Below are 11070 nucleotides of genomic sequence, written 5' to 3'. Positions count from 1 at the left end.
CCTTCCAGCACAGCCCGCTGGGCATCAGTGACCGACAACGGCGCAATCTTCGGACCCGGACGACTCATACCCAACCAACGACAAACCTCCGACTCAGGTCACTAGATCCGTACGAGGGCTGCCCGGTGCGCGTGCGCCACCACCCGAAGTGTCTCCGCTGCCGAAGAGTTCGCGACGAGTGGGCGGCCTTGTCCCGCAAGGGTCATGGAGGCAATCAGCCGCGCATCGGCGCGATCCGTCTTGGGGGTTCCCAACGCGGCGCGGTGACGGGCGGCACGGGTGGGGTCCACATGGACGACCTCCATGCACGCGGCCGCCGACGACCGGGCGAAGAGGATGCGGACGTCCTCGCTTCCGGTGACGGTCGCTCGCCATCTGCGCCCCAGCGGCGCCAGGAACTCCCGGTACCGGGCGACCGGGTCCAGGTTGTCGGCGTAGACGATCCGTGTCTCCCCGAGAACGGCTCCGGACCGGTCGAGGACAGCGACGTCCAGCCACCGGTCCGACCAGTCGCGCCCCGCGAACAGCAACTGCCCACCTCCACATGGCAGGAGGATTGACTTGTCTGAGGCATTGGGGTGGCATACCGTCCCTGTGGCTCAGTCGGCTGGTGCCCGCAGGAGTCGCTCTCGCGTGCTCTCGGGCAGCACCCGGCGCAGCACCGGCGCGGTGGAGCTGAGCGCGGTCGCGAAGCACGCCACGAGGTCGTGCGGCACGCTGGGGCCGAAGGACGCGGCCCACAGGCACGGTGCCCCCAGCACCGGCTCGGCCCACGCCTGCCACCCGGCCGGGCCCGCCGCGTCGGTCTCCGCCGCCAGGACGCGCGGGTCGGCGTCCTGGATGAGGGGTGGCACCTCGCCGAGGCTGATATGCGAGGCGAAAGTAGAATCCATCGCTCCCGTGTAAGGCTGGTCGATGTCACGGAACCAGCCGTGTGCGGTCACCGCGTCGAGGACCAGTTCGGGCCCACCCATCGGGGCAGCGGGCTGGTCGCGGGCGTCGAGCGCGACCAGGAAGTCGGCCAGAACTTCCCCCGGGACGTCGGAGGTGAAGTAGGCGGACCACTGCGCGAGCGGGCTGCTCGTGTCCGCGCGAGCGGAGACCTGCCAGGCGATCGGCAGCTCCCCCAGGTGGAACGGCTCGTCCGCCAGGACCCACTGGGCCCAGCGAAGGGTGTCGGCGCTGATGTGCAGGACGGTGCTGCGCAGGACCTGCCGGTCCTAGGGTGCCTCGTCCGGCTTGTGCCGGCCGCGGACGATCGTCAGGCTCGTCCAGCCGATGCCAGCAAGCGTGTCGGCTGCAACGTCGTAGAGGCGGCCGTCGTCACCGGCAAGATGCCGGGGGCCCACCCAGTACGCGGGCTGGGTGCTGATCGGGGCGGACGGATCGAAGGAGAAGTCGGGATACAGGGGCGCCTCCAAAGACTAGGTGCGGTGCTACTTGCCGCCGGCGGTGCGGCGGGGTCGGCGCGGGGGCGCCTGGACCTGAGAGTGCCAGGCCAGCTCGACGGCGACCTCGGGCGGCAGATGACCAAGCTGGGAGTCCGCGTCCCGCCCTTCGGCGAGGTAGACGACGGGCCGGCCGGTCTCGTCCTCGGACTGGACGACCTGCGCGAGGCGGTGTGCCATCGGGAAGAACGGGTTCATCGCCTGTCGCACCGGAGCGCTCCGTTCGCAGGCGGACAACAGGTCGATGAGATCGCCGACGGTCAACTCGTTGTGCGGCACGGGCAATCATCCTCCTTGTATGAGGGGGCGCGAGTAGTGGCGGCTTGCGCTGCCGCCGGGGCAGAGGGCGTTCTGCGACGGGCAACTTTCGACTCGATCCGGAGCGTTACTGGCGCCGGGAAGTCTCCAGCACCCGCGCCGCGGCGGCGGCGACGATATCGGCCGGCGTCTCAGTTCCGAAGGACATCTTGTAGCCCGGAACACTTGCCGTGCCGGTCACGGCGATCACCCATCCTTCGTCCTTCACCCAGTCCTCGTCGGCTCCGCCGGGCCTGCCGTTGGGGAACCAGCCGAGGTAGAACCGGCCATCACGGGAGTTGATGTGGACATCGGCACGGTCGTCCACGACGTGCGTGAACTCGGCGTGTGCGAACTGGTCCAGCACCCGCATCGGCTGGCCGGGACCGAGCCGCCAGGAGCGGAGCCGAAGGGCTTCGACCGTCGTGGCGAATCCAGGTTGCAGGGCATCCACTGCCACGGCGTCACCTCTCTGACCTGGGGATTTCGGGGAAGGTCGTCTACGTTGACATGCCCCAGCGGCTTCCACCAGCCCTTTGGCGATCTTTCCTGTCTGCTCCCGGCGAACTGCTGTCCTTTGTCACCCAACAAAGGCGTTTGTCATCGAACCCAGCCGCTTGGCGCGTGTCATGTCAGCGATCCTGGTCGGGCGAGGTCTGCTGCCGTTGAGCCGTCGGCTTATGGGACTGCCCGGTCACTCAACCAGCCCGCGCTCTGTGCTGAACCTGGCTCCGGAATCACAGTGGTCGCGATGCGGTGACATGTCCGATGATTGACTCCATGATGTCATCGTTCAACGAGTGCGTACGTCGTGGACCAAGGTGTCGCGAGGCGGGGCCGGGGCGGCAGCGCGAAACGCAGCCCCGACGGCGTTCCCACTCCCACCTGACCTGAAGTCCGGCCTCCACTGTGTCGCCGTGCGGGAATCCGATGCATTCCGCCCGCGCATGTCGGAGCGGGACCTGTCGCGTCCCGGCCTGGTGCTTCGCGAGGTCGACGGGCTGCTGCAGGTAGATCCACCAGAAACAACGATCTTCGACATGCCGCGGCGCAAACAGCGTCCGCCGAAGGTCCGGCTCACCCCGGGACAGTGGCTGCAATGGCAGATCAACTACCGGTTTGGCAACCAGAAGGGGCCCTGGGGATACCGGCTCGAGACGTTCAACATTTCCTACGGCCCCACCTCACCCGAGATCTTCCTTGGTGTCCTGTGACGTCGGAGTCTGCGGATTGAAGCTTCACTTTGCGGGGGATCTTGCGGACTGAAGAGTTACCTTGCGGACAGGGGCGGGGTTAGCTGGTCGTGGTCCATGCGTTAGAGGTTCTGCCGGGCGGTTCCGCCGGGCCGCTGGCGGCCGGGTTCGAGGTCGCGTACATCGCTCCGGACGGGACGGAGTTGCGGCGGCCTCTGGCGGTCGCGTGGGCGGTGTCGTTCGAGCACGCTGCCCCGGTTCGCACCTTCGCGTCATACCGTCGGCAACGCGCTCTGCCGGGCCTGTGGTGGTCGGTGACGGCGGCCGGGCACATCGGGTACGAGTCCTGGCTGGAGCGCGACCACGTGATGCTGCTGGACTTCGACCCGGCGGTGGTCGGCATCGCCTCGCAGCCGTTCTGGTCGTCCGCGGACGGCCGGCCGTTGTCGCACGTGCCGGATTTCTTCGCGCACCGCGATGACGGATCGGCCGTGGTGCTGGACTGCCGTCCGGCCGAGCGGCGCCGGCCGCGGGACTGGGTGAAGTTCGAGACGACTGAGGCGGCCTGCGCCGAAGTCGGGTGGGAGTTTCGTCTGGCGGGCGCCCGGACGCGGTCGTCGTGCGGAACGTGCGGTGGTTGGCGGGCTACCGGCACCCCCGGCACCGGCTGCTATGGCAGGGCACCGTCTGGCACAGCACCCGCACCGACGACCTCATGTAGAAGGAGGCCGAGCGAAAACGCCAGGAGTTCGAAGGCACGACAGCCCGCCTCCCGGGCTCTCAGTAGTTTCCGTCGAGGCTCTGTCCGGCCCGCGCCGTGATCACATCATCCGGTGGCTGGCCGCGTCACCGTCCGGATCGTCGGCGAGCACGGCGGCGGCCTTGATCCGCTTGCCCACCGGCTCGCGGTGCATCTCGAAGCTCCGGCACACCGCCATGACGGTCCAGACCATGCCGACCAACGGGGTGCATCCGCACCGCGTGGACGCCATCCGCGCCACCGGCGCCGGCATGGCGGTGCCCTGAGATGTCGGTCCCGCAATGTCACACGAGGTGGCAGCGCTCCAGACCCGTCCCCGTGCGGACCGTGGCTGCGCGGGGGCGAACTCACCCCAGCGCGCGTCTCACCCCAGGGCCCGGTCGAGGTTGAACGCGGCGCTGATCAGCGCGAGATGGGTGAAGGCTTGGGGGAAGTTGCCGATCTGTTCGCCGGTGCGGCCGATCTCTTCGGCGAAGAGACCGAGGTGGTTGCCGTAGGTGAGCATCTTCTCGAAGGCCAGCCGGGCCTCGTCCACCCGGCCGGCGCGGCAGAGGGCCTCGACGTACCAGAAGGAACAGATCGAGAAGGTGCCCTCCTCGCCCCGCAGGCCGTCCGGGCTGCGCCGTGGATCGTAGCGGTAGACCAGGGAGTCGGACACTAGGTCCTCGCCCAGGGCATCGAGGGTGGCCAGCCACTTCGGGTCGGTGGGCGAGATGAACTTGGTCAGCGGCATCGTCAGGACGGCGGCGTCGAGGACGTCGTCGCCCTCGTGCTGGATGAACGCCCGCCGCTCCGTGGACCAGCCGCGCTCCATGATCCGCCGGTAGATCGCGTCACGCACCCGGATCCAGCGCAGCATGTCCGCCGGCAGGCCGCGGTGGCGGGCGATCCGGATCGCCCGCTCGATCGCGACCCAGCACATCAGCTGTGAGTAGAGGAAGCGCTGGGCCTTCCCGCGGGTCTCCCAGATGCCCTCGTCCGGCTGGTCCCAGTGCTCGCAGACCCAGTCGACCAGCGCGCCGACGGTGTCCCAGTCGTCACTGGACAGCGGCTCCCCCCATTTGTCGTAGAGGTAGAGGGAGTCGATGAGGGCTCCGTAGATGTCCAGTTGCAGCTGTGTGACAGCGTTGTTGCCGATTCGGACGGGTGACGAGCCCAGATGGCCCTCCAGGAGGGGCAGTTCCTCCTCCGGGAGCTCGCTTCTGCCGTCGATCCCGTACATGATCTGCAGCGGGCCTTCGGAGCCGGACTCGGCTCCGGTGCCGGGTCCGGAGCCGCATCCGGCGCGGATGATCCCGGACAGGAAACCGACGAACGCCTTGGCCTCGTCGGTGAATCCGAGCCGGAGCAGTGCGTAGATGCAGAACGCGGCGTCCCGCACCCACACATAGCGGTAGTCCCAGTTGCGCTCGCCGCCGATCTGTTCGGGCAGGCTGGTCGTCGGTGCGGCCACGATGGCGCCGGTCGGGGCGTACGTGAGGAGCTTGAGGGTGAGCGCGGAACGGTGGACCGTCTCCCGCCAGCGCCCCCGGTAGCGGGAGCGCGAGAGCCATCGGCGCCAGTACCGCACCGTGGCACCGAACATCTCCTCCGCCTCAAGCGGCGTGCAGCCCCGCGGCTCCACCCCGTCGCAGATCCGGTCCAGCATGAACACCGCCGCCTCGCCCTCCTTCAGCGTGAAGGAGGACCGGGCGTCCGGACCGTCGGTCTCGACCGGGACGCTGGCGCTAAGAGACAGGCACAGATCCGGGGACGCGAAGACCGTATGGCCGTTCCGGACGCTCACGGTGTGCGTCTGCCGCCCGTAGTCGAAGCGCGGCGCCACCCGGGCGCTGAACGGCAGCGCCCCTCGGACGCACAGCACCCGGCGGATCAGACGGTGGCGGTCCGCCTCCCGCGAGTCGTCGAGGATCGGCATGAAGTCCTGGATCTCGCCCACGCCGTGGTCCGCGAAGAACCGGGTGATCAGGATGTTGGTGTCGGGAAAGTAGAACTGCTTCGTCCGGGCGGGCACGTCCGGGGCCAGTTCGAAGGCTCCGCCGCGGTCCGCGTCCAGGATCCCCGCGAAGACGCTCGGTGCGTCGAAACGCGCGCAGCAGTACCAGTCGATCGTGCCGTTCGTCCCGGTGAGCGCGGCCGTACGCATGTCGCCGATCAGGCCGTGCTCGGCGATGGGCAGGTAGCGGGGCACGTCGGCCCTGCTAGGGCGGGGGCTCTCGCGGGTCATCCGGCGGCCTCCCGACACCGGCACCTGGGGTGCGGCCGCCGGCAGGGCGGTGCACGGGCCACTGCTTCGCCGAGTCGGTGCGGCGGGGCGGAGGGGGACGGTCCGGGCTCGCGGGTGTCACGCGCTCCTCCGGCCCTCCGCGATCGCCGCCTCGACCTCTTCCCTGACCCGGTCCGCCGGGTGCCGTACGGGCGTCCCGTACGGCGCGAGCGCCTCGTCCGCCGCCTCCAGGCTGTCCTCGGCGACCTCCGCCACCAGGGCCGTGGTGCCCGGTGGCACTTCCTCGGTCAGCATCTGGAAGGCGACGTTGTCCGCGGTGGCCCGCTGCGCGTCCCGGGCGCCGCCGATGAGACCACCGGCTCCGAAACCGGCCATGGCGCCCAGGGGACCGCCGAGGATGCCGACGAGGCCGCCGATCAGCCCGCCTGCGGTGAAGCCCTGAGCGGTGCCGGTGGTGTCGAGGGGGTCGGGGAAGTCGACGGAACCCTGCGCGTCCCGGGCGATCACGGTGGCCCCGCGCAGGGTGAGGGCGCCGTCAGCGTCGGCCCGGCGCAGCCGGTCCAGTGCCTGGTGTCCCGTGCCGGCGTCTTCGGCCCTCATGAACAGCACGTTCTCCATACGGCTCATGGACGCCATTGTCGGGCCGTGGCACCGCGCCCGCACTTCACGAGCGACCCGCGCCCTGCCTGGCAGCACCCGTGCCTGCCGCATCACCGCCTCGACGGCGCTCACGCGCACCGGCAGACCACGGAGCCTTTCCGGAGTAAAAGGCCGCCTCGGATCGGATACGGCTCAGTAAGCGGGCAGTGGTTGGGGGTACGCCCGCAGGCCGTTCGCGACGCTCCCGTGGGGTCGGTCGACGACGTCGTCGATGGGGACCGGCCCGACGGTCCGCGAGGGCTCTGAGGCCGGGCTGTCGGGCCGTGCCGCAGGACGCGATGGGGCCACCCGTCCGGGTGTGCCGACCCCGCCCAGCACAGCGACGTCGTCACCCTCGCCGGGACCGAAGGATGCCTCGTACACGGTACGGCGCCCCCGGGCCCGAGCACATGCCGCGCCGGCCCTGCCTTGCAGGATGAGGTGCCCGTTTTGCGATGGCATGGGCGATCGTTCAGGAAGCCGGGCGTGCGGAGGCCGACTCCTGGCGGGCGAGGAGACCCCAGACGGTCACCTCTGCCGTGCGGCGCACCAGGTCGGTGAAGTCCATCCGCAGGGGAGCCAGGGCCGGGTCGGAGTCGTAGGCGGCCTGTAGGGCCTCCGAGGGATGGCTGCACGGCCAGGCTGCCATGGCCGTGAGCACGGTCGTCTCCACCAGCCTGGCCGCGCCCTCGGTGCCGAGTTCGGGGAGGTGCCGCTGGACCAGTTCGATCAGGGTCTGCGTGTTCTGCCAGGCCGCGTGTTTGTGGCGGACGGCGACCTCGGTGGAGATGTTGTGTTCCAGCACCGCGGCCTGTGCGGCGAGCAGGTCACAGAGCACCGGCCGCCGTGTCAGGGAGGCGGCCAGGGTCTGTGCCAGCCGGTCCCCGCGCTCACGCGGCGTTCCGCCGCCCGGTCCGGTCGCGCGCTCCACTTCGGCGATCCAGTCCCGCATCTCAGCCAGCAAGAGTTCGAGCAGGACGGCCTCGCGGGACTCGAAGTAGCGCAGTACGTTGGATTTGGCCAGCCCTATTCGGCGGCTCAGCTCGTTGAGGCTGAGCTTGGCGACCGGCATCTCGGTCAGCATCGCGGCTGCCGTCGACAAGATCTGCCGGCGCCGTTCGAGTCGCTGCTCGGCACTGCGTGCGCGCTGGAATTCCACCCTCCCATCGTAACTGCCCGCCGGTCTCTTAATGCGAGACCGGCGGTCTGTTACGGTTGACAGTATTAAAGACCAGTAGTCTTTTAAGAGGCAGGGATGTACCAGGTTCCCGATCAACACGGAAAGCTCGCCGTCGTGACGGGCGCGAACAGCGGCACCGGCAAAGAGGCCGCCACCCGTCTGGCCGCAGCCGGAGCGCACGTGGTGCTCGCCGTGCGCACCCCGGTCAAGGGCGAGCAGGCGCGCGCGGAGATCCTCACCGCGCACCCCGACGCCCAGGTCGATGTGCGCCAGCTCGACCTGGCCGATCTGGCTTCGGTCCGCGAGTTCGCCGACAAGCTGATCGCCGAGGGCAGGCCGCTGGACCTGCTGCTCAACAACGCCGGAGTGGCGAACGTGCCCAGCCGGCACGAGACAGCGGACGGATTCGAGCTGCAACTGGGCAGCAACTTCCTGGGCCCGTTCGCGCTCACGGTGCGGCTGCTGCCGCTACTGCTGTCGGCCCCCGCGCCACGCGTGGCCACGATGAGCAGCCTCGGCGCCGCCACCGGCCACATCGACTTCGACGACCTCCAGTCCACCCGCCAGTACAGCCCCACCAAGGCATACGCCCAGTCCAAACTGGCCGACCTGATGATGACCCTGCACCTGGCGGACCTCGCGGCCCAGCACCAGCGGCCGCTGCTGTCGGTCGGTGCGCACCCCGGCAACACCCGCACCAACCTGCTGACCTCGGGGCCGACCCTGGGAGGCGGCCGACCCGGCGGGTTCACCTCGCTGGCCGCCAAGATCGTGCCCTCCCAGGGCCCGGAGCAAGGCGCGGAACCGTTGCTGTACGCGGCAACCGGCCCCGACGCCGCGCCCGGTGGCTACTTCGGCCCGCGCTGGGTCATGACCGGCCCCCCGAAAGCCGTCCGCCCACCGCGCCGAGCTCAGGACAAGGCCGTCGCGGCACGCCTGTGGACCGAAGCCGAACGCTTCACCGGCATTAGCGTCGCCGACCAGCTCTGACCAGTCCGCCCTGCCACTCACGGCGCCTTGCGGGGGCGGGGCAGGTGCGCTGTCCGTTTTCGTCCGGCGTAGGCAGAACCATCGGGCAGCGCCGCAAGCGCCAGTACTTCCTCTCCCAGAACGAGGCGCCCCAGCATGACCGTTGACCTGCCCCCCAACCCGATCGCCGAGCAGTACCTCGCCGACCTGGAACATGCCGCAGCCGACCTGCCAGCGGCCAGCGAGCCGAGTTGCTGGCCGATGTCCGCTCGCACATCGCCGTCGCCAGAGCCGAAGCCCGCGCCGGCAACGCGCCCAAGGACGGCGATGACGCGGTGGTCCGTGCCATCCTCCGCCAGCTCGGCGACCCTCAGGAGATCGTCGCTGCCGCGCGTGCCGACCTGCCAGCCTCCGAGGCCCGGGCAGCGGGCTCCGTGAAAAGGGACACCGTGGCCCTGACCCTGCTGATCACCGGAGGAGTGCTGTTCTGGCTGATCCCGGTCCTGCCCTGGATCGCCTGGTTCATCGGCCTGGTGCTGCTGCTCCGCTCCCGCCGCTGGACCGCTGGCGACAAGCTGGCCGGTGCCGCGGGGGCCGCTCTCGCCCCTGTGGTCCTCTCAGGGACCGCGCTGTTCGTGTCGATGCCGGGCCCCTTCCTCGTTCTCGCGGTGGTCGCCCTGCTGGCGGTGGTCATCTTCACGACCGTCCACCTCGCCCGGCGGACCCGCCACAGTTGAAGCACATGCCCTGCCGGACGGGAGCAGGGCTGAGCGAAGCGCCGGGAGGGGGCGGCGGGACCTCGGCTCGGACGCCGACGGGGGAGCCGCTTCACTGAAGGTGTAGGACCGCTTTCGCAAGATCTCCACGGTGCCGAACCGGCAGCGCCGGTTCTCTCAGCGGTGGGAGGCAGCAGGGCACTTGCCGGGGCGGCATCGTGCTGCTCATAGCGAAGAGCGCTGCTTATGTCTCAGGCGGCCAAGGCCGAGCCGTGAGCGGCGATTCGGCGCGGCACCACGGCGGCATGCCGATGCCGATCCTGATCGCAAGTCCGGCGGGACGTGGCGGACGGTACGGAAGGCGGTTTACGACGATTCGCGTACCGGCGCGCGGTTACCGCCACAGGGTATGCAAGATCCAACGATACGAATCGAGCTCCCACCGGGCTTCGCGGTCCTTCATCCCACAGATCAGCACCGCACGCGGATGCAGCGATGAACGTCAACGGACACTTGGCACCCCGATGCGCAGAGTTGCCGAGCTCGGCTCCCTACGTTGATACGGGGGGGGCACGGGCGGTCGCAGTGAGGTGCCAGAACGGAGTCGCCGTCTCGGAGCTGGGGGCCGTCGGATATGCGGCCTCACCAGTAGGAGGCTCCACCATCCCTGGGTGATCCTTTGCCGACCAACCCAGTCCACGCAGGCCAGCGCGAGCCACGCGGCTACCTTCGCTGTCAAGAGACAACAGCGGCAGCAGAGCCCCCGACTCGTCTCGGACGCCCGGCTCCGCGCGAGCTCCGAGAACTTCCGAGAAGGACGGACACGGCAGCTCACAACCCGTAACTTGGCGGCATGACACGAGATCTGTGGTGGGCGGCAGGCCGGATGGCCTTCAACGTGGCGGAGACCGACAACTGGCGTAACCAACGGTGGACCGAGTCTCTGCGCCGCTCGGCCCGGCTGCTGGAACCGTGCTGGCCCACGACCTACAGCAATGGCCCCTTCACGCATGCCCTGCCGACCATCGCACTACTCCTGTACGCGGGCCCCCTGATCGATGACCCGGAGGACGTACGGGTGGCAGACATCGTGACGGCGCTCACCCCGCACCTGGCCGACCCGGCCGCGCCACCACTCAAGGACACCCTCCGCGCCGTCCTGATCGAGCGACAGCACGACTTGGACGACGACTCTCCGCTGTCCACGCTGTTCCGGAAACTCACCACGAATCAGCCACCGCTGGCCTACACCTCGACCGGATCCGAGCTGCCCTCCGCAGACCACTGGCCTGGCGGCACGCTGATGGACGCGGCCGTGCAGTGGGCGCACCCCACCCTCACGCACCACTACCTGCACCACAGCAGCGCACAATGATTCTCGGCAGGGCCACGGGGCTCAGGTGACGTGGCCGAGGCGGACGTCGACACTCACCACGCCGTGGTCCGACAATTCCTTGCCGACCGGTTCCTGATGCATCCCGGTAGCCGACGAGTGCCGCGGCCGAGGCTGGGCCGGTGCCCACCGACCAGGTCCGCCCCTTAAGGTTCCTTTCAGAAAGCTGGGACCTTGCGGGCGAGGATCATGCAGTGAGCGAGTTGGAGGAAGGCGTTGTGCATGTCGTCGCGTGCTTCCCAGCGGAC

At 69.4% G+C, this 11070-nt stretch carries 11 protein-coding genes and 3 pseudogenes; 5 read left to right on the top strand and 9 right to left on the bottom strand.

All coding sequences use genetic code 11. The features are described 5' to 3' along the window. Nucleotides 1–101 precede the first annotated feature (101 nt). The 4 genes and pseudogenes from ACH4EB_RS38095 to ACH4EB_RS38080 all read right to left on the bottom strand — a co-directional run bounded on the left by ACH4EB_RS38095 (nucleotide 102) and on the right by ACH4EB_RS38080 (nucleotide 2205). Entirely contained in the window at nucleotides 102–530 is a 429-nt protein-coding gene (locus tag ACH4EB_RS38095) for a transposase (protein ID WP_398353099.1), read from the bottom strand. 69 nt (nucleotides 531–599) lie between these two features. Next, nucleotides 600–1421: pseudogene (locus tag ACH4EB_RS38090) on the bottom strand (DUF317 domain-containing protein). A gap of 15 nt (nucleotides 1422–1436) precedes the next feature. After that, nucleotides 1437–1727 (bottom strand): hypothetical protein, encoded by a 291-nt coding sequence (locus ACH4EB_RS38085; RefSeq protein ID WP_398353097.1) that lies wholly within the window; start codon nucleotides 1725–1727, stop codon nucleotides 1437–1439. Between the two features lie 106 nt (nucleotides 1728–1833). Next, nucleotides 1834–2205, bottom strand: coding sequence for a DUF317 domain-containing protein (locus ACH4EB_RS38080; protein ID WP_398353096.1), 372 nt, complete (start codon nucleotides 2203–2205; stop codon nucleotides 1834–1836). A 457-nt stretch (nucleotides 2206–2662) separates the two neighbouring features. Here ACH4EB_RS38080 and ACH4EB_RS38075 point away from each other — a divergent pair, with 457 nt between their 5' ends. Then, a complete protein-coding gene (locus ACH4EB_RS38075; protein ID WP_398353095.1) occupies nucleotides 2663–2959 on the top strand; it encodes a hypothetical protein in 297 nt (98 codons plus the stop codon). 89 nt (nucleotides 2960–3048) lie between these two features. Then, on the top strand, nucleotides 3049–3759 hold the full coding sequence (locus ACH4EB_RS38070; protein ID WP_398353094.1) for a TnsA-like heteromeric transposase endonuclease subunit: 711 nt from the start codon (nucleotides 3049–3051) through the stop codon (nucleotides 3757–3759). Here ACH4EB_RS38070 and ACH4EB_RS38065 read toward each other — a convergent pair whose 3' ends face one another. The 4 genes from ACH4EB_RS38065 to ACH4EB_RS38050 form a co-directional block, all read right to left on the bottom strand. Further along, nucleotides 3760–3930, bottom strand: coding sequence for a hypothetical protein (locus tag ACH4EB_RS38065; protein ID WP_398353093.1), 171 nt, complete (start codon nucleotides 3928–3930; stop codon nucleotides 3760–3762). A 132-nt stretch (nucleotides 3931–4062) separates the two neighbouring features. Then, a complete protein-coding gene (locus ACH4EB_RS38060) occupies nucleotides 4063–5925 on the bottom strand; it encodes a glycoside hydrolase family 15 protein (RefSeq protein ID WP_398353092.1) in 1863 nt (620 codons plus the stop codon). A gap of 117 nt (nucleotides 5926–6042) precedes the next feature. Then, complete coding sequence (locus tag ACH4EB_RS38055) at nucleotides 6043–6552, bottom strand: DUF1269 domain-containing protein (RefSeq protein WP_398353091.1); 510 nt, start codon at nucleotides 6550–6552, stop codon at nucleotides 6043–6045. A gap of 484 nt (nucleotides 6553–7036) precedes the next feature. Continuing rightward, nucleotides 7037–7723 carry a TetR/AcrR family transcriptional regulator gene (locus tag ACH4EB_RS38050; RefSeq protein ID WP_398353089.1) on the bottom strand — a complete coding sequence of 229 codons (687 nt, stop codon included), beginning with the start codon at nucleotides 7721–7723 and terminating at the stop codon, nucleotides 7037–7039. A 96-nt stretch (nucleotides 7724–7819) separates the two neighbouring features. On the opposite strand from ACH4EB_RS38050, the gene ACH4EB_RS38045 reads away from it, so the two are divergent. The 3 genes and pseudogenes from ACH4EB_RS38045 (at nucleotide 7820) to ACH4EB_RS38035 (ending at nucleotide 10804) form a co-directional block, all read left to right on the top strand. After that, a complete protein-coding gene (locus tag ACH4EB_RS38045) occupies nucleotides 7820–8734 on the top strand; it encodes an SDR family oxidoreductase (protein WP_398353088.1) in 915 nt (304 codons plus the stop codon). 227 nt (nucleotides 8735–8961) lie between these two features. Further along, nucleotides 8962–9450: pseudogene (locus tag ACH4EB_RS38040) on the top strand (HAAS signaling domain-containing protein); the annotation flags it as partial. Between the two features lie 832 nt (nucleotides 9451–10282). After that, a complete protein-coding gene (locus tag ACH4EB_RS38035) occupies nucleotides 10283–10804 on the top strand; it encodes a hypothetical protein (protein ID WP_398353086.1) in 522 nt (173 codons plus the stop codon). A gap of 176 nt (nucleotides 10805–10980) precedes the next feature. On the opposite strand, the pseudogene ACH4EB_RS38030 reads toward ACH4EB_RS38035, so the two are convergent. Then, a pseudogene (locus ACH4EB_RS38030) lies at nucleotides 10981–11070 on the bottom strand (IS5/IS1182 family transposase); the annotation flags it as partial.

It is taken from the genome of Streptomyces sp. NPDC018045 (assembly GCF_044327445.1).
In the GTDB taxonomy this organism is placed as follows: domain Bacteria; phylum Actinomycetota; class Actinomycetes; order Streptomycetales; family Streptomycetaceae; genus Streptomyces.
The sequence above is the reverse complement of the archived record's forward strand: the minus strand, read 5'-3'. Positions and strand labels throughout refer to the sequence as shown.